The following is a 23,084-nucleotide window of genomic DNA, read 5'->3' as shown; positions in this document are numbered from 1 at the left end:
GGGCTCCTGGCAATCAAGCGATTATTAATTCGAGCTACCGGCCTGGTGTTGCAAAGCAGTACTCGGAGCCTAGGGATGACTGATGGAGCAAATGCTCGATAGCGACATGACGCCTGTTGGCAAACGCAAGTATTTGATTCTGGATGGCATAAGTGGTGTGCCGCTAGGGCGCGAATTGTACGATGCCTTTCTCGCTGCTGGCGTGTCAGCGGTCCATTGGGATGCGTTGCAGCAGAAGCCACGTCGCTGGTATGGCGTGGCCTCGGCGCTGTACAAGGCGAGAAACAAAGTCCGTGAGCGCGACGGCTTCACCCATTTGCCGCGGTTGTCGCTGCAACCGCTGCGCAAGCTGCTGGAGGAGGAGGAGCCGACACATGTTTTGGTGATCGGCTTCCTGTACAAGCACTACGATGTTGATCAGGTGGCGAGTATGGTGCGTGGCGCCGGTGCACGCTTCATGCTCTACGATACCGATAGCTGCAACCTGTATTCCAAGCGTCGGGAATTTCTCTACTTCATCGGGCAGGAGCTGCCACGTTACGACCAGCTGTTCTCCTTCTCTGCGGTCACGACACGTTTCTTTCGGGAAACCTTGGGGCTGGAGGCTCTGCACTTGCCATTCGGTGCCGTGGTCCTGCCGCAACAGCAGGTTCAGCCGGAGCATGATGTGCTGTTCGTCGGCAGCGCCGATCTGCGCAGGGTGTTCCTACTGGAAAATATCCGTGAGCACGTCTCAGTGCGCGGTAATCGCTGGCGTCGTAACCGGGCCCTGATGTCTTCGGGCCTGCAGCAGCGCGTTGACGACAGAACGGTATGGGGCGAGGAGTTGCAGCGGTTGCTGCAGAGCTCCCGTGTCCTGCTCAACATCACCCGCTCGGATTTTTATGGCGCCGAAACAGGCGTCAATCTAAGGATTTTCGAAGCGCTATCGGCAGGCTGTTTCCTGTTGACCGATTACTGTGAGGAAATCGCTGAGCTGTTCGCGCCAGGCGAGGAAATCGAGGTCTTTCGCTCAGGAACCGAACTGAGAAACAAGGTGCGTCATTATCTGGCCAACCCTGAAGAGCGTGAGCGTATCGCTCGTAAGGGACGGGAGCGCTTCCTTGCGGAGCACACCTGGGCGCATCGTGTGGCGCGCATTCTGGCCTGCTCCTGATGGCGGTGATGAGATATCGCATGAACGATTTTTCCTCATCGTCGCCCGTGTGGTTTGATGTGGTGATACTCAGCTTTGCCAGGGATGACGCCCTGCGCCAGGTTACCGAGCATTGCCTGGACTCTCTGGTCGCCTCCGAAGATCCTGAGCAGATTCGCTTCCGTATCTGGGTGCTCGAGTCGAATGCACAAGCGCCTGTCTATACGCAGCCGGGAGTGGAAACGCTCTATCCCAAGGGCGCGTTCAATTACCATGCCTATATGAACATCGGCATTCGCGAAGGGCAGGCGCCTTTCGTGGCCATTTGCAACAACGATCTGTCTTTCCATGCTGGCTGGGCTTCTGAGCTGCTCAGCGTGTTCGAACAGGACCCGAGTGTCAGCAGTGCCAGCCCGGCTTGTTCGCTGCATCATCCAGCCAAGGGATTTCCTCTGGACAGCGGCGTCTATCCGGGTTACGGCGTGCTGCGGGAAATTTCCGGGTGGTGCCTGGTATTTCGTCGCTCGATTCTGGATGTTATCGGCGCTCTGGATGAGCGGTTTTTCTTCTGGTACGCCGACAACGACTATGCCTTGACGCTACAGGCAAACGGATTGCGGCATGTGCTGGTCACCTCTTCGGTGGTCGATCATCTCGATAGCCGCACCCTGAGCACTCATACCTCCGCTCGCCAGTGGTTGATGACCAAGCGAGCCAAGTACGTCTTCGAGGAAAAGTGGCTCGGCCGCAGTCGAGGCTACCTGTTGCGCAAGAAGCTCAAGCTGTACCTCAAGTTTCCGCTCTATTATCTGGGACTAAAGAAAGTTAAATGAACAGTGGCTTTTCGGGACGTGTCGCGTGATTTCCGTTGTGATCTGCAGCGCTCAACCCGCACGGTTGCAGGCAGTGGCTCGCAATATCGAGGCCACGATCGGAGTCGAACACGAGCTGATTGCCATAGACAACAGCATCGAGGGACGAGGTATCTGCGCGGTTTACAACGAGGGCGCGTCCAGGGCGAGCCACCCGTTCGTGTGTTTCGTGCATGAGGATGTCGAGTTCCTGAGCCCGAATTGGGGGGCGCGTGCGCTCGCTCATTTCTCAGGCGATGCAGAGCTTGCCCTTATCGGTTTGGCGGGAAGCCGCTACAAGGCGGCTACGCCGTCTGGCTGGCACAGCGGTGATGAGGACGATCTGTGCATCAATGTTTGGCACGGGCCGTCAAGAGAGTGCAGCGACGCTGCTTTCGCCAGGCCCGGCGACAGCGGCACGAGTCCATGCGTGCCTGTTGTTGCGCTGGATGGGGTGTGGCTGTTTGTGCGCCGTTCGGTATGGGCTGAAACGCGCTTCGATGAGCGGCTGACGGGCTTTCATTTTTATGATGTCGACTTCAGCTTGCGCGTCGCTCAGAAGCGCAAGGTTGCCGTGGTTTTCGACATTGAGCTTCTGCACTTCTCAATGGGCAGCTTTCGGGAGGACTGGGCCAGGCAGGCGCTCGCTTATGCCGGTTCGGCACCGGTGTCGCTGCCGTTCTCTTGCTCCACGCCTGCCACTGCAGCCCGGACACGCCGTAAGGAGGAACTGGCGGTGCGCTATTGGCTGCGTCTACTGAGAAGAGCGCATCTGCCGCTGCCCTTACGCATTCGCTGGCTCCAGGCTGTGGCGATACTGCGTTACCCCGCCCAGTGGCGCGTGGCCCTCAGGTTTCTGCTGCGTTGATGATGTCGGCGTAGCGAAAGAAGGATGCGCCCAGCAGGTAGTCGGCAAGCTGGCGCGTGTCGATAGGGGCGTCGGCGAGCTGCGCCAGTTCCTCGGCATTTGAAAAAACGGGCACGCCGTCGGCTATCAAGTTCAGGCTGTTCGCTCGGTACAGCGCGCAAGGCACGTCGAACAGCATCGCTTCGAACAGGCTCGTGGTGTTGAAGCCGATGGCCAGGTCGTAGCGCTCTTTAGCCAGCGCTTGCGCTAGGGTCGGGCTGTCATCAAGGGAGGCGTTCGATGGAAGCGCAGCCATCAATGCTGCGTCATCAGCGAGTAATGGATGCAGGCGCACCGTCAGTCGACACTGAGAGGCCAGCTTCATCAACAGCTCAAGCAATTCGATGCTGTCAGCTACATAACGCTTGCCCGGTAGCACGCAGAGAATGTGCTTTCCTCTCTGTGCCGATGGAAGGGGAGTGCGGTGAGACTCCGGCGGTGCGATATAGCCTGCCACCTGAATATGATAGTCGGGCATGCGACCGATATCGCGGTGAAACGCTACAATCTCGGCGCGACTGAACTCGCTCCAGACCAGCAAGGTGCCGGCAGTGACGTTTTCGTAGTTGATGATGTCGATTGGCTGCTCGCCACGGTAACGATGATACAGGCCGTGTTGCAGCGAATAGGTCGGCAGGCCCTTTTGCCGGCAGGCGGCAACCAGAAAACATTCGGGAATATTGGCGCTGTTGTAGCTGACCAGTGAGGTTAGCTGCTGGGTAATCTGCAGTCTGTCGATGGCTCTGAAGTGCTTGATGGTGTGGCACAGTGCGCTGAATACGTAGAGCCTCAGCCGCAGAGGCAGTGAACAGCGCCGTGTTATCCTCCAGGCTGCGTACATGGCGCGCCAGTCCAGTGCCTTGACGCTGTCTTCCTTGATGGCGGGCATGTAGCTGATGGTCCGGCGGCGCTGTTCGCTGAGTCGTTTGCCGATGTTCAGGGCGAGTTTGGTCTGGTCGTCGCGATCACAATGCCAGATGTACGCGTCACCTTTTAACTGCTCATGTTGGCTGTAGCGCGGGGTCAGGCGTATCAGCTTGATCGCGCTACGGATCTTTTTGCGGGGTGAGCGCTTGTCAAACAGCAAGTGCGCCAGCACTGCTGCCGTTGGGTTGCAGAGGTCGTAGCCCCGATAGGTGGCGAACCTGAGCTTTTCTTTCGTTTGGGCGTAGAGGCTATACATGAATGGGTCCATCGGGCAGCGGCAGGCTGCACCGCAAGCACCTGATACTCACTTGGAGGCTTGAGGTGGGAAAAACCCTAGTCTTCCAAAATGAGCATATGGGGCGCAAACAGATCAAGAGGCTAATGGCACCTCTCGTCGATCTGGTCGACTTCGCACCTGGACGGGCGGTCGCCAGGATTGGCCTGGGAAATGAGTCCTTGTTCGTCAAGCGCTATAGACGATCCATGAAACCTTGGTGGAAGCGGATTTTGCGCCGCCCCTATCACTCTCCGCTGAGAACCGAGGCGATGGTGCTCGCCAAGCTGAGAACGCTCGGTTTCGCGGCGCCTGAGCCTTTGCTGTACACAGAGTCGCGTCACCCGGGTTTTCACGAAAGCCTGCTGTTCACCCGTTTCCTGCCGGGGGTGCCGCTGGCCACTCTGGCGGGGGAGGCGTTGCAGCGAGGTGCTCAGCAGGCGCTCAGCTTGCTCGGCCAACTGCACGGTCATGGGGTCGTCCACGGCGACTGTAATCCTTACAACTTTCTCGTGGCCGATCAGGCTTATCTGCTGGATTTCGAGCGTGCGGCTGGTTTCAGTCAGGAAGCTGCCGTGGATGACTTCAAGAAAATCATGTTGCGCCTGCGTGACCTGGGGTTGAGTGACGAGATGCTCGAAACGCTTGCCGCAAGCTATTGCTCAGCGACCGATTCGCCGGTATTCGATGCGCAGGCGGTATTGGCTGGGCTACAAGGGGTAAGTGTGGTTCGCAAGCCTACGCGCTGGCGGCCACCCCAAGAGTTGCAAGGCTTGCTCTGAGCGCAGGGAGCCGGTCGCAATACACCGGCTTTCAGGCGCATTTGGTTGCGTGTTCCCTGGTGGTACAATCGCCGGCTTCACCCCAGAGCCAGCATCTCATGCCTGATTCAAGCACCAAAGCCTCCCCGATCTCCAGCTTCAAGTTGTACATGCGGCTGTTGAGCTACATGAGGCGCTACTGGGTGATGTTCGGCGTCAGCATGATCGGTTACATCATCTTCGCCTCGACTCAGCCGATGCTCGCCGGGCTACTCAAGTACTTCGTCGACGGGCTCGCCAGCCCCGAGGCCGGCATGGTCGAGCTGCCGCTGCTCGGCAGTATGCAATTGCTCTATGGTGTGCCGCTGGCATTGTTGCTGATCACATTCTGGCAGGGTATCGGCTCCTTTCTCGGTGGTTATTACCTTGCCCGGGTGTCGCTGGGCTTGGTGCAGGATCTGCGCATCGCGCTGTTCAACAACCTGCTGACGCTGCCCAACCGTTACTTTGACAATCACTCCACCGGCTACTTGATTTCGCGCATCACTTACAACGTCGGTTCAGTTACCGGCGCGGCGACGGACGCCCTGAAGGTCATGGTGCGCGAAGGCCTGACAGTGGTTTTCCTGTTCGGCTACCTGCTGTGGATGAACTGGAAGCTGACCATGGTGATGGTGGCGATCCTGCCACTCATTGCACTGATGGTTAAGAGTGCGAGCAAGAAATTCCGCAGCCAGAGCCGCAAGATCCAGAGCGCGATGGGCGAGTTGACCCATGTCTCCTCCGAAACCATCCAGAATTACCGTGTGGTGCGCAGTTTCGGTGGCGAGCGCTACGAACGTGAGCGCTTTTATGACGCGAGCGAGGACAGTACGCGCAAGCAACTGCGTATGACGCGTACCAGTGCGATCTACACGCCTAGCCTGCAACTGGTGAACTACGCCGCCATGGCATTTCTGATGTTCCTGGTGCTGTTCCTGCGCGGCGATGCCAGTGTGGGTGATCTGGTTGCCTACATTACTGCTGCGGGACTTCTGCCCAAGCCGATTCGCCAGCTCTCGGAGGTCAGCTCGACCATTCAGAAAGGGCTTGCCGGCGCCGAAAGTATCTTTGAGCAATTGGACGAGGCGCCCGAACCGGATCGGGGTACAGTCGAGAAAGAACGGGTCAGCGGAGCTCTCGAAGTCAAACATCTGAGCTTCGTCTACCCGGACACTGAGAAAACCGTCCTGCAAGACATCAGCTTTAGCGTCGAGCCGGGGCAGATGGTGGCGCTGGTCGGTCGCTCAGGTAGCGGCAAGTCTACGCTGGCCAATCTGATTCCGCGCTTCTATCAGCATGATCAAGGGCAAATTCTGCTCGATGGCACGCCTATAGAAGACTACCGCATCGAGAACCTGAGAAAGCACATCGCTTTGGTCACGCAACAGGTTTCCCTGTTCAACGACACCGTCGTCAACAATATCGCCTATGGTGATCTGCGCAATTTGCCGCGCGAGGCGGTGGAGCAGGCCGCCGAGGCTGCCTATGCCCGCGAATTCATCGATCTGCTTCCGCAGGGTTTCGACACCAAGGTGGGGGAGGATGGCGTCATGCTGTCGGGCGGGCAGCGTCAGCGTCTGGCGATCGCCCGGGCCTTGCTCAAGAGCGCGCCCGTGCTGATTCTCGATGAGGCGACCTCGGCGCTGGACACGGAGTCCGAGCGTTATATTCAGGCCGCGCTGGACAAGGTCATGGAAGGTCGTACCACACTGGTCATCGCGCATCGGTTGTCGACCATCGAAAAGGCCGATCTGATCCTGGTCATGGATCAGGGGCGCATCGTCGAGCGCGGCACCCACGAGTCGCTGCTCGCGCAGAACGGTTACTACGCCCGACTTCATGCCATGGGCCTAGAGGAAAAGGACGAGTCGCAAGAGCAGCCCGAATCCTGATAGGAAGAAGCGTCGAAGCGACATCGACATGGCGCTCCGAATGGGCGGATGTGTCCAGTAAAGGTTTGCAGCACTTGATCACGGACGATATTGGATTATGCGGGAGTTTTGATGGCCGAGGTTTTAACGCACGCTGATACCCATCTATCGGTGGTGTCGGCCGATTGTCGTATCGCATTGGTGCCTTCCATGGGCCTGGGGGACGGATGCATCTATCTGGTGCTGGCCGCCAATCTGGCGCGCGCTGGCTACCGGGTGACGGTGCTGAGCAATCACTTCGGCGCGCTCAACGACTGGCTGCCGTTGTTTGAGACCCAGCCGCTGCCGTTGCCTGCGGACACGTTCTCGGTGCTTGATGATTTCGATCTGGTGATTTCCGATATGGGCAGCATGCTGACCCGCTACGGTGAGGCGGCCGATGAGCTGGCCAGACGTTATGTCTTCGTCGGCACGCTGAAAGTCGACTCACGATTCGTGCAGGATCCGGCGGTCGATACCCTGGGGCGACTGCCGACGGAAAAAGCGCGCCTTCTCACCCCTCTGGCTGCAGCCGCCGGGCCGCTGCGTTGCCTGCCGGACGATAGCGTCAGCATGGTCGAGCAGGCTGTCGCCTTCTGTCGCATACGCCTGGGGCTGAATGATGCCAATAGCGATATCGGCCTGCAGATGCCCCCCACGCTCCAGTATCGCCGCCATGCACGGCGTGTGATGTTGCACCCGCTTTCATACAACGTGAAGAAAAACTGGCCCGCACATAAATACCTCGCTTTGGCCAGGCGCTTGCGTTCGGCGGGTTACCAGCCTCAGTTCGTGCTGTCTCCCAAGGAGCGCTGCGATCACCTCGACGTGTTTGCAGCCGAGTTCGAGGTTCCCGAATTTCCAGATGCGAAAGCTCTGGCCGCCTACCTGTACGAGTCCGGTTATGTGATCGGCAACGATTCGGGGGTCGGCCATCTTGCCTCGGCGCTAGGGGTGCCGGTTCTGACTCTTTACCGCAAGCGACGTGATGGGTTTTGCTGGCGCCCGGGTTGGGGGATTGGTCAGGTCGTGCGCCCAATCTTCTCGCTGAGCTTCATGCGTGATCGATGGGCGATGTTCATGAGTGTCAATCGGGTGGCCAGGGGGTTCCACATGTTGAGTCGAAGGGTCGGAGGGGACCAATAATGAGTGGCTCTACCGCGATCACGATCGTCATTCCGGCCTACAATTATGCCAAGACCCTGGGACGCACCGTTCGCTCGGTAGTGCCGCAGCTGAGTAATGACGATGAGTTGCTGATCATCGATGACGGCTCCAGGGATCACACGCCGCAAGTCATCGAAGCATTGAAAGCCGAGTTCCCCGCGAGATTCATTGCGTTGCGCAAGGACAATGGCGGATTGGCCTCGGTGCGTAATCTGGGTATCGAGAGGGCTCGCCATGACTGGCTGATCTTTCTTGATGCGGATGACGAAATGGCGCCAGACAGCCTGGCCCTGATTCGCGCACATCTTGCTTCCAACGGTCAGACGCGCATGGTCATCGGTGGGCATTGGTCGGTCGATCAGAGCGGGCGTCGTCGCCAGCATTCGCCTGAAAAGCTGCCGCAGACGCCTATCCAGCGGGTCAAAAGCTACCTGCTCGACAAAACCTTGAGCATCTCCAACGGCGCTTGTGTGATGCATCGTTCTATTTTTCGGGCCGGCAACTATCCAGAGCGCTTTCGCAACGCTGAGGACATTCCGGTATTTGCACAAACGCTTGCGGCCTTTCCGGTTACGCTGCTGCCAGAGCCCTTGGCATTGATTCACAAGCACAGCGATAGCCTGCGTCATGATTTCAGTTCCAGCCTGGCCGGCGGCGTCGAGCTGGTCGACGAGGTATTCAGGAGGTTGCCTGAAGAGTTGCAGCCGCTGCGTGCAGCCTTTTATCAGCAGCGTTGTCTGTCGCTATTCCGTAGTGCCTGTCTGGCGGGGGATCCGGTAGCCGCCAAGCGATTCTATCGCCAGGCGGTGGCGAGCGACTGGCGAGTGCTGCTCAAGCTTTCCTATCTCCGCAAGGCGATTCGTCTGTGGATGGGCCGTCTGGATGGCTAGGATGCTGAAGGTCCTGCAGTTGCAGACTCGTTACAACGCTGCGGACACCAACTCCGATCTGGGCGAACAGATTTTGCAGGGGCTGCCTGCGGAACGCTTCCAGGTGGTCAATGCATACCTTGAAGGCCGGCCTGCTGACAGTGCGGTTAGCCCAGCTGGTCGCCGGCAAGTTTTTTTCGAGTTCAGCGAGAAGGACATGAGCGGTTTGCGCCGCAAGGTACGAGCGCGCCTGCTGGCATTCTGTCGGGAGGAAGGTTTCGATGTGGTATTACTGCACCGCTTCAAGGCCGTCAACCTGTTCATGCACCTTAACAAAAAGCTGCGTATCGCCCGTTGCATCGGCGTGTCCCACGGTTTTGGCGAATACGACCGGTTCTATCGGCGCTGGCAGGCCAGGCGCCTGATCGATGAGTGCTGGCGCTTTGTCGGCGTGTCACCGGCGGTGGTCGATTATTTGGTGTCGCTGCGCTGTGGCTTCACGAAAGCGAATACGGTGGCGATCACCAACGCGCTGGACATCGATCTTGCCGAGTCACTGCAGCTGTCGCGAGACGAGGCGCGTCAGGCACTGGGTTTGCCGCTGGAACCGGTGATCGTAGGTGCCATTGGGCGCCTGGTACCGATCAAGGGGCACACTCATCTGATTCGCGCGTTCGCGGCCCTCAGCCAGGAGTTCCCCTGCGCACAGCTGGCCATCATCGGCGGTGGGCGCGAGCAGGGTAATCTTGAGGCGCTGGTCGCCGAGTCCGGTCTGCAGGGGCGTGTGTATCTATGCGGTACACAGCCCGACGCCATGCGCTATGTAAGGGCTTTTGATATCTTCGCTATGCCTTCGCTGCAGGAAGGGCTTGGGCTCGCGCTGCTGGAGGGTATGTGCGGTCGCTTGCCGGTGATGGGCTCGGATATTCCTGCGATGCGGCCGTTGTTACAGGGGGCTGGCGGACGGCTGTTCACCCCAGGCGATGTCGCCTCGCTGACCGAGCAGCTGCGTGCCAGTCTGGCCGATAGCGAATCCGCGCGGATCGAGCAGGGGGAGCGAGCCTACCGATACCTCAGGCGCGAACACGACATCGAGGATTTCCGTCGTAAATACCGTGAGCTGCTCGAAGGCGATCAGCTGCTGAAAGGATCGTCTTGATGACCGAAAGTGACAACCTACCTCCCTTGGTGTCGGTACTTATCTCCTCCTACAACCATGCAGACTTCATCGAGGCCAGCATTCGCAGCGTCTATGCGCAGAGCTACCCCAACATCGAGCTGCTGGTAGTCGATGATGGCTCGCGCGACGGCAGCGTCGAAGTGATCCGGCAACTGCAGGCGGAGCTCGGCTTCGATTTCGTGGCGCAGGCGAATAAAGGATTGTGCACAACGCTCAACGAGATGATCGGCCGAAGCAAGGGCCGTTACATCGCACCATTGGGCTCCGATGACGTGATGTTGCCCGAGCGATTTTCACTGCAGGTCCCGTTCATGGAACAGCATCCAGAAACGGGCATCTGTGCGGGCGGCATCGTGCTTATCGACGGGGATGGCAAGCCATTGCCCGACAAGAAACAGCGCCATCGCCCGGCTCGGCGGCTCGATTTCGATGACTTGTTCATGGACCGCAAGCCGGGACCGCCGGCACCGACCTTGCTGTTTCGCCGCGAGGCGCTGGAGGAGGTGGGCGGCTTCGATCCTAGCATCCGCATCGAGGACTATTTCGTGGAGCTGCGTATCGCACGGGCCGGCTATTTCATCGACATACTCGAGGAGCCGCTTGCCCTGTATCGCGTGCACGGAAGCAACACTTACAAGAACCGACGTCTGATGATCGAGACCGAGCTGGCGATCTATCAGCGCTTCAGTGACCACCCAGGCTACGAAGCAACGCGCCTGCGTTATCTCAATGCCATGTTCACCAAGGTGGCCAATGAGGATCACGTGCTGGCTGGCGAGTTGCTGGCGCAGATTCCCTGGCGCTCGCGCAATCTGAAGACACTCAAGGGGCTCTGGCGCTACTGGCTCAAGCGCTGAGCGGGTGGCCCCCAGATGAGAGCGGCACCGCTGCCGCGACATCATTATGCAGTTATGGCAGGGTCATCTGTTCTTGAGCCATTTTTTGAGATCGCGGGCGAAGCGTTCGGCCTCGCGCTTTCCGGTACTGCACGCGTAGCCAGCTAGCCAGCTATCAAGGTGTTGTTGCGTCAACCAGTCAATATCTTCCGCGTAGCGCAGGATATGCTGCAGGTTGCGGCGCCGTTTCCATGATGCGAGCGGGCCTCCCTCCAGCTTCATGTCCGAGAGGTCGATCAGGCCGAAGGTGCCGTCCGGCAGGATCAGCACGTTGCCCAGATGTAGGGAGCGAAAGTAGACGCCCTGCTGGTGCAGTTCACCTAGAAAGGTGCCGAATTTCGCCACCAGCTCTGTGCGCGCTGCAGCATCCTGCTGGCGTAGCTGGTCACGCAAGGTGTCACCTGGCACGGGCTGGTAACGCACAGCGCTCAAGCGGCATTGGCTGATCATCAGAACATCAAGAACGTTCGGTGCGGTGATGCCGAGGCGTAGCAGACCTTGCGCATTGTCCGCAAAGCGCTGTGCCGGCAAGTTCCAGAGGTCCGAAGACAGTAGCCTCTTGCGCCGATAGAGCTTCAGGAAGTCGCCGCCCTGCAGGCGCGCTACCTTGACGCCCAGGCCGTCCTCTTCGATGGTTTTGGCGCCCTCCAGCAGTGCGCTCAACTGCGCCGCGTTGATTCGTCTCATGCCTGGGTCTGTCGGTGTCGGATGGAAAGGGCGCCCAACAATGCCAATGGAATCCAGATCAGAAACCAGCTTTCATTGGGGCGTGACAGATAATTGCCGCCTTCGGTCAGGCCAGCGCATAAGCCATAGACCAGTAGTGCCGAAGCGATCTGGAATTGTGGCAGCGCGCGCAGCTGCAGGCAGCGCACCAGTGCGAATCCGTACATGACCGTCCATACACCAAGCCCGATCATGCCCAGTTCGAGAAGAACTGCAAGCTCGACGTTATGAGGATCGTGAAGAAGGTGTCCGACGCCGCGGATATCGAACTCGAACTTGCTTTCATAACCGGCGCCTAGCCAAAAATGTTGACCAGCCTGGTGCCAGGCGTCACTCCACAATTCAGGGCGGAATGACATGCCGCGCTGCAGAACAATTTCTGGCGCGACCAGATAGGCTGCGCCTACACCGAGCGGCAGTGCCGCAACCAGATACACGGCCCGTTTGCCGCTCATAAACAACATCCAGATACTGGTCAGTATCAACCCCATCAGCGGCGTGCGTGAGCCCGTGGCGAGCAGTGCAGCCAGCAGAGGCATCGCCATTGCTAGCGGCAGCCAGTCGTGACGCTCGTTGCGCGACAGCCACACCGCGATCCAATAGGTGCACAGGAAGCCGAGAACGTGAGAGGTTAGCAAGGGGTTGCGCAGGGCGCCGGTTCCGATCAACCGCGCACTCGGCGTTGCGCTGTGCAGGAACCAGGCGACATTGATTAGGGCGGCCAGTGCACCGATTGCAGCGCTGAGGCGCAGCGTTTTCAGCAGCAGGTCCTCGCTTTTAAGAGCGATTAGTGCACAGCCTATGAACAGCATCAACACATAGAGGGGGCGCTTGGCTAGGCTGCCTATTCCATCATCAGTGCGGCTCCAGCTCATGCTGATCAGCAGCCACGCGCTAAACGCCAGAAAGCCGAGGATCACCGGATCGCGCAGGATGGCCTTCATCTGAGCGGGTGCAAGCAGGATTGCCAACAGGGCGGGGGCCGCGCTGAGCGCGTAATAGAGTTTCGTGTACAGACTGCCGTCGGGTACCCAGAACAGGCCTGTCAGCAAAACCAGATATCCCCCCACAAGCCAGCGGCTGGTAATGAAATCGTGAACTCGCAGGCGAATGGCGCGAGGCTGGGAATGAAGGTGCACCCGAAATCCTAAGCATTGATGGAAAGCGCCTATGTTAAAGCATCGTTGGGGTGGGAGGCAGCGACCACGTGTTAAGCTGTGCGACCTTTTCGTTTGAGCCGAATGCTTGATGTTCAACCCCTTACAACGCTGGCGCGAGCGTGGCTGGCGCCCAATCAGCGCTGACCTTTATGCACAGACTTGGGCACGTTTGGGTGGCAGTGTGATGACTCATCCGGAGGTGGTATCGCGGCTTTCAGCGCTGGCGGGTATCCCTGTGCGTTATCTGGGCTGGCCGCTGCAGGAAGAGTTGCAGGCCGCGGTTCCGGTATGGGGCAGCCACCTGGCGTTGTCACGCGATGTGCTCAAGCGTCAGGGCCGACGGGATCTGTTCGATCTGGGCAATGCCGAGGTTATATTGCCGATCAAGGCAGGTGCGATGGCTCCGGTTCGGCAACGCATGCGTTATGTGGCCGCCCTCCATGAAGGTGGGATATCGACACTGCGCAAACAGCGGGAAGAGTTGGCCCTGGCGCGCCAGCCAGAGGAATACGGCAAGAAGTTCCGCTACAACCAGCGGCGCGAGTTGCGAATGCTGGAAGAGGCGGGTGGTGAAATCCTGCCGGTTTCAGGCCTGTCCCCCGATGCCCTGGCCGCCATCTACACGGAACTGTTCGAAAAAAGGTGGGGCTTCGATGTCCCTGGCAAGCAGCACCTGGGCGAAGTGTTCGAGGCGCTGAAGGACTTTCTCTGGGGCAGTTATCTGCAACTGGACGGAAAGCCCATAGCCGTTCAGGTACTGTACAGGGTCGAATCGCCAGACTGGATCAGCATCGAATACATCAACGGCGGCGTCGATCCAGCCTCCCGTGATTTCAGTCCCGGCAGCGTGCTCAGCTTCATCAATACGCAGAACGCATGGGAGGACGCACACGCGAGAGGAAAACCGCTGCGCTACTCATTCGGCCGGGCCGATGTGGAATACAAGGATCGTTGGTGTAATCGCCATCCCGTTTTTCAGGTGTAAATGAATGGAAGCACGCAAGCAGCAATTGGTACGTCGGCATCGGCGTAACAAGCGCATCCTTATGGTCGTGGCGTTGCCGATTCTGGTAGCCCTGGACTGGTTCGGGTCATGGGGCACCGCCCCGGTGGTACTGCTGTTAGCCTGGATCGCCCACGAGGCCTGGTTTTCCGATCATCTTTTCTACTCCCCCCGCGATGACTATCGCCATGCCTTTCCGTCAGAAACCCTGAGCTTGACGGTTCTGCTCGACCGCAAGGGGCAAGTATCCCCGAATGGTGCTGTATTGCCCGACGATGCCGACACCTTGGTGCTGGCGGTGCACGTTCGCAGCGATTGGCTTGGCCGCTACCTCGATCCTCATGTGCTCATCGGCGAGGGCGAAGCGCAGGATCGACAGGATTTCGAGCGGGGCGTCAATGGTGTGCGCTTTCTCAATCTGTCAGGCTGCCTGTCGTCGCTGCGCAGCGGGCAGTTGCGGCTGCGTGGGCGTTTCTGTCGGTTGGGTCGTGAGGCGACCCTGTATTGCTTCAACAATCCCGATTATTCGCGGCGGCGGGTGATGGTGCTCGCGCCTCATGCCGATGATGCCGAACTCGCGGCATTTGGTCTTTACAGCCGCACCAGCGAGGTGTCCATCGTCACCTTGACCCAGGGGGAGATTGAGGCCGACTTCTACCGTCGCCTCGGTCTCAGCGATGCTGCTGCGGCCCGTCTCAAGGGACGGCTGCGTAGTTGGAGCAGCCAGACGGTGCCGCTGTGGGGCGGTGTCGAGCCCAGTCGTTGCGTCCAGCTGGGCTACTACTGCATGCAGCTGAGGCATATGGAGGCTGAGCCGTCGATGCCCTTCGCCTCACGTGAATCCGGCGATTCCGATATCCGAAGCGTGCGCCGCTTCAATGCGATGAAGTTGCCCGGCGATGTGGATGGCGCTCCCACCTGGCATAACCTCACGGCCGATCTTGCCGCTTTGCTGGAACATTTCAAACCCGAAGTCGTGGTACTCCCGCATCCTGAGCTCGACCCTCATCCCGACCACATCCAGGCAGGGCGTGCGTTGCGCCAGGCTATCGAGCAAAGTGGCTGGCAGCCGGATGTGCAGTTGCTCTATGCCAACCACCTGGCTGACAACGATCGTTGGCCTATGGGGCCCGCGGGCAACGGTATCGCTCTACCGCCGTGCATCGAGCCTTTGCCGGCCGACAAGCTCTGGTGCCTGCTGCTAGAGGATCATGTGCTGGTCGACAAGAGCCAGGCACTGGCAATGCAGCATGACCTGCAAACCCCGCTGGCCTTCAAGAAGCGTCTGCGTCGTTTCATTCAGTGGTGTCTGGCTGCACGCCGCTGGCCACAGGCAGGTGAAGACGAGTTCTTCCGCAAGGCTGTACGTCGGCACGAGCTGTTCTGGGTTCGCCCCTTCGACCACTGACGCATGCTGAACAGCTCGCGGCGGTGCACGATGGCCGATGTGTTATTCTCCGCGGCGATTTTGCAATCCCGGAGTTTCCGCATGAAATTATCCATGCCCCGTTACGACCAAGCCCCCGTCCTCGTGGTGGGCGACGTCATGCTTGACCGCTACTGGCATGGCGGCACCTCGCGGATTTCCCCGGAAGCCCCGGTGCCCGTGGTGCGTGTCGACCAGATCGAGGATCGCCCCGGCGGGGCTGCCAACGTGGCGCTGAACATCGCCGCGCTCGGTGCGCCGGCGCTGTTGGTCGGGGTTACAGGCGAGGACGAGGCCGCCGACAGTCTCACCGATAGCCTGCGTGGCGCCGGGGTGCAGGCGCATTTCCAGCGCATCGAGGATCAGCCGACCATCGTCAAGCTGCGCGTCATGAGCCGGCACCAGCAATTGCTGCGCATGGATTTCGAGGAACCCTTCAATACCGATGCTGCGGCCATGGCGCGCGAGGTCGAGGGGCTGCTCGCCGGGGTCAAGGTGCTGGTGCTCTCGGACTACGGCAAGGGCGCGCTGCAGAATCATCAGGCGCTGATCCAGGCCGCGCGCAAGAAGGGCATCCCGGTGCTGGCCGACCCCAAGGGCAAGGACTTCTCCATCTACCGTGGCGCCAGCCTGATCACGCCGAATCTGCACGAGTTCGAAACCATCGTCGGTGGCTGTGCCGATGAGGCGGAGCTGGTCAGCAAGGGCGCCAGGCTGATGCGTGAACTGGAGCTGGGTGCGCTGCTGGTCACCCGTGGCGAGCACGGCATGACCCTGCTGCGTCCCGAACATGCGCCGCTGCACCTGCCGGCCCGGGCCCGCGAGGTGTTCGACGTGACCGGCGCCGGTGATACGGTGATCTCCACCCTGGCCGCTTCCATCGCAGCCGGCGAAGAGCTGCCAAATGCCGTGGCATTGGCCAACCTGGCTGCCGGCATCGTCGTCGGCAAGCTGGGCACGGCTGCCATCAGTGCACCGGAGTTGCGCCGCGCGGTGCAGCGCGAGGAAGGCTCCGAGCGCGGCGTGCTGAGCCTCGACCAACTGCTGATCGCCATCGAGGATGCCCGCGCCCATGGCGAGAAGATCGTCTTCACCAACGGCTGCTTCGACATCCTCCACGCCGGTCACGTGACCTATCTGGAACAGGCGCGTGCCCAGGGCGACCGTCTGATCGTGGCGATCAACGATGACGCCTCGGTCAGCCGCCTGAAGGGGCCGGGCCGGCCGATCAATGCCGTCGATCGTCGCATGGCGGTGCTCGCCGGCCTCGGTGCGGTGGACTGGGTGGTGAGCTTCGGCGAGGACACCCCTGAGCGCCTGCTCAAGCAGGTGCAGCCGGATGTGCTGGTCAAGGGCGGCGACTATGGTATCGACCAAGTGGTCGGCGCCGATATCGTTCAGGCCTATGGCGGCGAAGTGCGCGTGCTCGGTCTGGTGGAGAACAGCTCCACCACCGCCATCGTCGAGAAGATCCAGGGTAGGAGCGGCTTTAGCCGCGAATAGGCGCGGGGCCAGCGCCCCACCCGCGGCCCCGCCGTACCCAGGCGCTTGACCGGTCTGCCAACTGTACCTGGCTGACTGGTCATAGGCACTCGCCAGCCCTGAGCTCATCATCAATGGCATCCCTCAGGTGGAGTGAGATGCCATGACCGTCGATGTACAGGGCCAGGCCCTGAGCGTGCTGAGCAAGCTGGCCCAGGCCGACTGGCCGGATCGGCTCAAGGTGCGCAAATCCTTCGAGAAACTCGTCTACAGCGGCAGCCGTGCCAGCTTCCGCTTCGCCGCCGGCCGCGCGGCCGGCAAGCCGCGAGATGCTCGGTCTGCGCCTGACGATCTGTTCGATCTGTCGCTATCCGACGAACAGCAGATGCTGGTGGACATGCTCCAGGGCTTCGCGCTGGAGGTACTGCGCCCTGCTGCGCACGAGGCCGATGCCCAGGCGAGCGTGCCGGCTGCGCTGATCGATCAGGCGCGTGAGCTGGGCCTGGCGCACTACGGCGTCAGTGAGGCCCACGGTGGGCTTGCCGGTGAGCGCACGGTGTTGAGCAATGCGCTGATCGCCGAGAGTCTGGCGCAAGGCGACTTTTCCCTGGCCGCAGCCTTGCTGGTGCCGCTGTCTGCCGCCAATTGCCTTCGTCGCTGGGGCAGTTCGGCGCAGCAGGCCGCCTGGTTGCCGGCATTCGTCAGCGAAGACGGGGCGCCACCCTTCGCGCTGGCGGTTAGCGAGCCTGGTGTGCTGAATGATCCGGCTCGGCCCGCCACGCGGGCGCGCAAGCGCGGCAAACGCTACCTGCTCGATGGCGAAAAGGCGCTGGTGATCGCCGGTCTGGATGCCAGTCGCCTGATCGTCAGCGCCCAGGCCAGTGATGGCCCGGCATTGTTCGTCGTCGATGCGGCGAGCAAGGGGGTCAGTCGTCGCGCCGAACCAGGCATGGGGCTCAAGGCGTGCGGCCTGGCACGTATTCAGCTTAAAGGCGTCAAGGTGCCGAGCGATTGCCGACTTGCCGGCGAGGGGTTCGACTTCCCGGCTTTTCTCGATTACTCGGCATTGGCGTTCTGCGCCCTTGCCGTGGGCACGGCGCAGGCTGCATTGGATTATGTGACGACCTACTGCAACGAGCGCCAGGCTTTCGGTGAGCCCATCAGCCATCGCCAGGGCGTGGCCTTCATGGTGGCCGACATCGCCATCGAGCTCGACGCCATGCGCCTGCTGACCTGGCGCGCCTGCGCTCGCGCCGAGGCGGGCCTGCCATTTCGCCGCGAGGCCTATCTGGCGCGCCTGCTCTGCGCCGAGAAGGCGATGAAGATCGGCTCCGACGCGGTACAACTGCTCGGTGGTCATGGTTTTACCCAGGAGCATCCGGTCGAGCGCTGGTATCGCGATCTGCGCAGCGTTGCCGTACTGGCTGGCGGCCTTCATCTCTGAACAGGCGGGTAATCATGAATCTGGAAACTCCGAAAAAATTCCGCGGCCTGCAGCACCAGGCCGGGCAAGTGGCCAAGCACTACTTTCGGCCGATTTCGCGCAAGTACGACAAGGCCGAGCACGCCTACCCGAAGGAGCTGGACTTGCTCGCCGCACTGCTCGATGGCATGAACGAAGGCTCGCCCGATGCCGTCGGTGCCGGTTCGGCGAGCAAGCGCGGCGCCGCTCGTGAGCAACAGGAGGGCATCAAGAACGGCGGCAACATGGCTGCACTGCTCGGGGTGATGGAGTTGTGCTGGGGCGATGTCGGCCTGCTGCTGGCCATGCCGCGGCAGGGGCTGGGCAATGCGGCCATCGCGGCGGTAGCCAATGACGAGCAACTGGCGCGCTTTGGCAAGACCTGGGCGGCCATGGCCATTACCGAGCCTGGCTGCGGCTCGGATTCGGCGGCGATCCGCACCACGGCGGTGAAGGATGGCGATCACTACGTAATCAACGGCGAGAAGATCTACGTCACCTCGGGTGAGCGCGCCGATGCCGTGGTGGTCTGGGCCAGCCTCGACCGCAGCCTTGGGCGCTCGGCGATCAAGTCCTTTGTGGTGGAAAAGGGCACGCCGGGCATGACGGTCACCCGCCTGGAGAAGAAGCTGGGCATCAAGGCGTCGGACACGGCGTCGATCAGCTTCAGCGACTGCCGGGTACCGGCGGCCAACCTCCTGGGCAACGCCGAAATCGACGTGCAGAAGGGCTTTGCCGGGGTCATGGAGACCTTCGACAACACCCGGCCGCTGGTCGCCGGCATGGCGGTCGGTGTGGCGCGCGCAGCGCTGGAACGTACCCGTGCGCTGCTGAGCAAGGCCGGTTGTCGCTTCGACTACGCCAAGCCGCTGCTCAGCGTCAGCCACGCCGAGGCCACCTTGTATCGCCTGGAGGCGGAATGGGAGGCCGCGCGTCTGCTGACGCTGAAGGCGGCGTGGATGGCTGACAACAAGCTGCCCAATTCCAAGGAGGCCTCCATCGCCAAGGCCAAGGCCGGGCGTGTGGCCAGCGAAGTGACGCTCAAGTGCGTGGAGCTGGCTGGCGTTTTGGGTTACGGCGAAGACGAACTGCTAGAGAAGTGGGCGCGTGATTCGAAGATTCTCGACATCTTCGAAGGTACCCAGCAGATCCAGCTGCTGATCGTCGCCCGGCGCCTGCTGGGCAAGAGTTCCAGCGAACTCAAGTAGAGCCTACACCGCGACCTGAAAAAAAAGCCCGCATCTGCGGGCTTTTGTTTAGAAACGGAAGACTTCCGTGTCGATCTTGATCGGTTCTGCAACCGGAATCTTCGGCCCGGCGGTAGCAGGCTCCTGCGGTTTGGCTTTGGCTACCGGAGGCTTTTTGCGCGTCGGCTCAGGCGCAGGGTCAGCGGCTGCAACCGGTTGAATGGCCACTGCCATCTCTGCGGCCAGGCGCTGCAGCAGGGCGCTCTGCGCCTTGACCTGCTCGGCCAGGGGCCCCCCGTGCGGCTGTTCCAGACGGATCAGGCGGCTGTCGCGCAACTGTCCGCGACGGTCCAGCAGACGCCATTGCGCTTCGAGCACGGCAGGCTGGGTCGGGCCGGAGTCCAGGCGGGTAATGGTCAGCATGACCTGCGCATCGGCGCTGAAGCCGGGGGCAGCCGGCGCCAGAACCAGGCGCTGGCTATCCAGGCGCCAGGCCAGCTGGCGCAACATCTGCTGGTCGATATCGTTGGCCAGGCCGCTGGCCCAGCGGGCATCCTGCGCGGCAACCAGGCTGCCATCGGCCTGGCGCTGCAACAGGTGCTGTTGGCGCAGATAATCGGCCACGCTGATCGGGCCGACCAGCACGGTCACACCGTTGTCCCTGGTCGGCGTTACCGCGTCGCCGCTGTCGAGTTGGTAAAGGGGTACCGGCTTCTGCTGCAGCAGGCTGCAACCGCTCAGCATCAGCAGCGCGGTCAGAAGCAGGACCATAGGGCGTACTACAGTCATCATCAATTCCAGGCAGCCGCTTCTGGGGCAGCTGCACATCGATCCCATATCATGCGGGGGTCATGGATGACCCGGGGCGCGTATCATCCGTCAAACCGCGCCGCGACTCCAGCCTTGGCTGCCTGCCGGTAGCGCGAATATCCCGGATGAACGGGGCGTGTCGCCGACGTTATTCCACCAGAAGCTGGTCGACGCGCTGGAAGCCGCGCGGCAGCTTGTTGCCACGGCGGCCGCGCTCGCCCTTGTAGTGCTCGAGGTCGTCGGCTTTCAGTGTCAGGGTACGCTTCCCGGCCTGCAAAACCAAACTGGAGCCGCTGGGCAGCACAGCCAGATCGGTCAGATATTCCTCGCGCGAGGCCACTCTATCGCCCGGGATGCCGATGATCTTGTTGCCCTTGCCTTTGCCCAGTTGCGGCAGATCGGTGACCTTGGACAGCAGCAGGCGGCCTTCTGTCGTCACCGCGGCCAGCCAGTCGTCTTCCAGGTTGGTGACCGGTTTGGGAGCAACCACCCTGGCGCCGTTGGGCAAGCTGAGCAGCGCCTTGCCGGCCTTGTTCTTGGCCTGCAGGTCCTCGCCCTTGACCACGAAGCCGTAACCGGCGTCGGAGGCGATCACGTACAGTGCGCTGTCTTCCGGCAGCATCACGCATTCGAAGGTCGCGCCCGGTGGCGGGGTGAGGCGGCCGGTGAGCGGCTCGCCCTGGCCACGGGCCGAAGGCAGGCTGTGGGCGGTGAGCGAATAGCTGCGGCCGGTGGAGTCGATAAACACCGCGTACTGGTTCGAGCGTCCGGGCGCGGCGGCCTTGAAGCCGTCGCCGGCCTTGTAGGACAGGCCCGTGGCGTCGATGTCGTGGCCCTTGGCGCAGCGCACCCAGCCCTTTTCCGAAAGCACCACGGTGACCGGCTCGGTCGGCATCAGCTCGGTTTCCGAAAGCGCCTTGGCCTCGGCGCGGGCGACGATCGGCGAGCGACGGTCGTCGCCGTATTTTTCCGCGTCCTCGAGAATCTCCTTGCGCACCAGCTTTTTCAGCTTGGCTTCGCTGCCGAGCAGGGCCAGCAGCTTTTCGCGTTCCTTGGCCAGCTCGTCCTGCTCGCCGCGGATCTTCATCTCCTCCAGGCGCGCCAGCTGACGCAGGCGGGTGTCGAGGATGTAGTCGGCCTGCACGTCGGTGAGGCCGAAGGTCTCCATTAGCACTGGCTTGGGCGAATCCTCGGTGCGGATGATGCGGATCACTTCATCCAGGTTGAGGAAGGCGATCAGCAAGCCTTCCAGCAGGTGCAGGCGCTTTTCCACCTTGTCCAGGCGGAACTGCAGGCGACGGCGCACGGTGCCGACGCGGTACACCAGCCACTCGCTGAGCAGGGTGCGCAGGTCCTTGACCTGTGGCTTGCCGTCGAGGCCGATGACGTTGGTGTTGACCCGGTAGCTGGACTCCAGATCGGTGGTGGCGAACAGGTGGGTCATGAGCTCGTCGGCATCGACCCGGTTGGAGCGCGGGATGATGACGATGCGGGTCGGGTTCTCGTGGTCCGACTCGTCGCGCAGGTCGGCGACCATCGGCAGCTTCTTGGCCTGCATCTGTGCGGCGATCTGCTCCAGCACCTTGGCCCCGGAGACCTGGTGCGGCAGGGCGGTGACGACGATGTCGCCGTCCTCGACGCGATAGACGGCGCGCATGCGCACCGAGCCGCGGCCGCTCTCGTAGATCTTCAGCAGGTCGGCCTTGGGCGTGATGACCTCGGCTTCGGTGGGGAAGTCCGGGCCCTGGATGTGTTCGCATAGCTGCTCGACCGTGGCACCGGGCTCGTCCAGCAGGCGCACGCAGGCGGCAGCGACTTCACGCAGATTGTGCGGCGGTACGTCGGTAGCCATGCCGACCGCAATACCCGTCGTGCCGTTAAGCAGCAGGTTGGGCAGGCGCGCCGGCAGCGTCGCCGGCTCGTTCAGGGTGCCGTCGAAGTTCGGTACCCAGTCGACGGTACCCTGGCCGAGTTCGCTCAGCAGCACCTCGGAATAACGCGACAGACGCGCCTCGGTGTAGCGCATGGCGGCGAAGGACTTGGGATCGTCCGGCGCACCCCAGTTGCCCTGGCCATCGACCAGGGTGTAGCGATAGGAGAACGGCTGCGCCATCAGCACCATGGCTTCGTAGCAGGCGCTGTCGCCGTGCGGGTGGAACTTGCCGAGCACGTCGCCGACGGTGCGCGCGGATTTCTTGTGCTTGGAGTCGGCATCCAGGCCCAACTCGCTCATGGCGTAGACGATACGGCGTTGCACGGGCTTCAGGCCGTCGCCGATATGCGGCAGGGCGCGGTCCATGATCACGTACATGGAGTAGTTGAGATAAGCCTGCTCGGTGAAATCGGCGAGTGACCGGCGTTCAACGCCTTCCAGGCTCAAATCGAGGGATTCGCTCATGCGGGCCTCATTGCAAGGTTGATTGGCGCAGCACCAGGGTGCCGCCCTTCTGACTGAATTCGAGTTGTTTCAGGGCGCTCATGCCCAGCAGCACGTCGTCGCCGTCCATGCCCGGGGCGATCAGTGCCGCGACGTCACGCAGTTCGATATCGCCCAGGCGCAGGCTGTCCAGGCGGGTGCGGTGTCCCGTGGCACGGCCGTTGGCGGTGCTGATGATGATTGGCGCGCCGCGTTGCAGGCCAAGACGCTCGGCCACCGCGCTGGGGATCGCCACCTGGGTGGCGCCGGTATCGAGCAGGAAGGTCACGTCATGCCCATCGATCTGCCCATTGACCACGTAATGCCCCTGGCGGCTGCTGGCCAGGCTCACTTCGACGAAACCGTCACCATGCACCGACTGCGGCATCTGGTTCGGATTGCGCTGGCGGTCCTCCCAGCCACCGAAGAAATGCGTGGCCAGCAGCAGGCCGGCGCCCCAGGCGAGCACCCACATCACGCGTCCGGCACGTTG

At 61.4% G+C, this 23,084-nt stretch carries 20 protein-coding genes; 14 read left to right on the top strand and 6 right to left on the bottom strand.

Annotated features, from left to right (window positions below):
- Positions 1–82: 82 nt before the first annotated feature.
- From DXK50_RS01060 to DXK50_RS01050, 3 genes are read left to right on the top strand one after another with little or no spacing between them, the layout of a single operon-like run.
- The gene (locus DXK50_RS01060) at positions 83–1,156 is read left to right on the top strand and encodes a CgeB family protein (protein ID WP_212629068.1); all 1,074 of its coding nucleotides are present in this window, start codon (positions 83–85) and stop codon (positions 1,154–1,156) included.
- 20 nt (positions 1,157–1,176) lie between these two features.
- Positions 1,177–1,968, top strand: a complete 792-nt coding sequence (locus DXK50_RS01055; protein WP_161864664.1) for a glycosyltransferase family 2 protein — start codon at positions 1,177–1,179, stop codon at positions 1,966–1,968.
- Between the two features lie 25 nt (positions 1,969–1,993).
- Entirely contained in the window at positions 1,994–2,854 is an 861-nt protein-coding gene (locus tag DXK50_RS01050) for a glycosyltransferase (RefSeq protein WP_212629067.1), read from the top strand.
- On the opposite strand, the gene DXK50_RS01045 is transcribed toward DXK50_RS01050, so the two are convergent.
- A complete protein-coding gene (locus DXK50_RS01045; RefSeq protein ID WP_212629066.1) occupies positions 2,835–4,076 on the bottom strand; it encodes a hypothetical protein in 1,242 nt (413 codons plus the stop codon). The two genes, DXK50_RS01050 and DXK50_RS01045, sit on opposite strands and share 20 nt — an antisense overlap.
- Before the next feature lie 125 nt (positions 4,077–4,201).
- Between DXK50_RS01045 and DXK50_RS01040 the strand changes: the two genes are divergently transcribed.
- From DXK50_RS01040 to DXK50_RS01015, 6 genes are all read left to right on the top strand, one after another.
- Entirely contained in the window at positions 4,202–4,876 is a 675-nt protein-coding gene (locus DXK50_RS01040; protein WP_212629065.1) for a lipopolysaccharide kinase InaA family protein, read from the top strand.
- Between the two features lie 98 nt (positions 4,877–4,974).
- Complete coding sequence (msbA, locus tag DXK50_RS01035; protein WP_212629541.1) at positions 4,975–6,789, top strand: lipid A export permease/ATP-binding protein MsbA; 1,815 nt, start codon at positions 4,975–4,977, stop codon at positions 6,787–6,789.
- Positions 6,790–6,900: 111 nt separating this feature from the next.
- A complete protein-coding gene (locus DXK50_RS01030; protein ID WP_212629064.1) occupies positions 6,901–7,953 on the top strand; it encodes a glycosyltransferase family 9 protein in 1,053 nt (350 codons plus the stop codon).
- Positions 7,953–8,864 (top strand): glycosyltransferase family 2 protein, encoded by a 912-nt coding sequence (locus DXK50_RS01025; protein WP_161864670.1) that lies wholly within the window; start codon positions 7,953–7,955, stop codon positions 8,862–8,864. The genes DXK50_RS01030 and DXK50_RS01025 overlap by 1 nt, the downstream gene beginning before the upstream one ends.
- Entirely contained in the window at positions 8,857–10,002 is a 1,146-nt protein-coding gene (locus DXK50_RS01020) for a glycosyltransferase family 4 protein (protein ID WP_212629063.1), read from the top strand. Before DXK50_RS01025 ends, DXK50_RS01020 begins: the two co-directional genes overlap by 8 nt.
- A complete protein-coding gene (locus tag DXK50_RS01015) occupies positions 10,002–10,880 on the top strand; it encodes a glycosyltransferase (protein WP_212629062.1) in 879 nt (292 codons plus the stop codon). The genes DXK50_RS01020 and DXK50_RS01015 overlap by 1 nt, the downstream gene beginning before the upstream one ends.
- A gap of 63 nt (positions 10,881–10,943) precedes the next feature.
- Here DXK50_RS01015 and DXK50_RS01010 read toward each other — a convergent pair whose 3' ends face one another.
- Positions 10,944–11,606: a BUD32 family EKC/KEOPS complex subunit gene (locus DXK50_RS01010; RefSeq protein WP_212629061.1), complete on the bottom strand. Its 663-nt coding sequence runs from the start codon at positions 11,604–11,606 to the stop codon at positions 10,944–10,946.
- Positions 11,603–12,784: an O-antigen ligase family protein gene (locus DXK50_RS01005; RefSeq protein WP_349292055.1), complete on the bottom strand. Its 1,182-nt coding sequence runs from the start codon at positions 12,782–12,784 to the stop codon at positions 11,603–11,605. Before DXK50_RS01005 ends, DXK50_RS01010 begins: the two co-directional genes overlap by 4 nt.
- Positions 12,785–12,893: 109 nt before the next feature.
- Here DXK50_RS01005 and DXK50_RS01000 point away from each other — a divergent pair, with 109 nt between their 5' ends.
- The 5 genes from DXK50_RS01000 (at position 12,894) to DXK50_RS00980 (ending at position 19,386) form a co-directional block, all read left to right on the top strand.
- Positions 12,894–13,790: a GNAT family N-acetyltransferase gene (locus tag DXK50_RS01000; RefSeq protein WP_161864674.1), complete on the top strand. Its 897-nt coding sequence runs from the start codon at positions 12,894–12,896 to the stop codon at positions 13,788–13,790.
- A gap of 4 nt (positions 13,791–13,794) precedes the next feature.
- Entirely contained in the window at positions 13,795–15,216 is a 1,422-nt protein-coding gene (locus DXK50_RS00995) for a PIG-L deacetylase family protein (RefSeq protein ID WP_212629060.1), read from the top strand.
- An 81-nt stretch (positions 15,217–15,297) separates the two neighbouring features.
- A complete protein-coding gene (hldE, locus tag DXK50_RS00990; protein ID WP_212629059.1) occupies positions 15,298–16,737 on the top strand; it encodes a bifunctional D-glycero-beta-D-manno-heptose-7-phosphate kinase/D-glycero-beta-D-manno-heptose 1-phosphate adenylyltransferase HldE in 1,440 nt (479 codons plus the stop codon).
- A gap of 142 nt (positions 16,738–16,879) precedes the next feature.
- Complete coding sequence (locus DXK50_RS00985) at positions 16,880–18,160, top strand: acyl-CoA dehydrogenase family protein (RefSeq protein WP_212629058.1); 1,281 nt, start codon at positions 16,880–16,882, stop codon at positions 18,158–18,160.
- A 14-nt stretch (positions 18,161–18,174) separates the two neighbouring features.
- Complete coding sequence (locus DXK50_RS00980) at positions 18,175–19,386, top strand: acyl-CoA dehydrogenase family protein (protein WP_212629057.1); 1,212 nt, start codon at positions 18,175–18,177, stop codon at positions 19,384–19,386.
- A 48-nt stretch (positions 19,387–19,434) separates the two neighbouring features.
- On the opposite strand, the gene DXK50_RS00975 is transcribed toward DXK50_RS00980, so the two are convergent.
- The 3 genes from DXK50_RS00975 to DXK50_RS00965 all read right to left on the bottom strand — a co-directional run bounded on the left by DXK50_RS00975 (position 19,435) and on the right by DXK50_RS00965 (position 23,066).
- Positions 19,435–20,157, bottom strand: a complete 723-nt coding sequence (locus DXK50_RS00975; RefSeq protein WP_161864679.1) for a PqiC family protein — start codon at positions 20,155–20,157, stop codon at positions 19,435–19,437.
- Between the two features lie 166 nt (positions 20,158–20,323).
- A complete protein-coding gene (gene parC / locus DXK50_RS00970; protein ID WP_212629056.1) occupies positions 20,324–22,573 on the bottom strand; it encodes a DNA topoisomerase IV subunit A in 2,250 nt (749 codons plus the stop codon).
- A gap of 7 nt (positions 22,574–22,580) precedes the next feature.
- Positions 22,581–23,066: a retropepsin-like aspartic protease family protein gene (locus DXK50_RS00965; protein WP_249186629.1), complete on the bottom strand. Its 486-nt coding sequence runs from the start codon at positions 23,064–23,066 to the stop codon at positions 22,581–22,583.
- Positions 23,067–23,084 lie beyond the last annotated feature (18 nt).

The sequence above is a fragment of the Pseudomonas sp. KB-10 genome, assembly GCF_018221585.1.
In the GTDB taxonomy this organism is placed as follows: Bacteria; Pseudomonadota; Gammaproteobacteria; order Pseudomonadales; family Pseudomonadaceae; genus Aquipseudomonas; species Aquipseudomonas yangonensis.
This window is presented reverse-complemented; position numbering and strand designations above follow the sequence as displayed.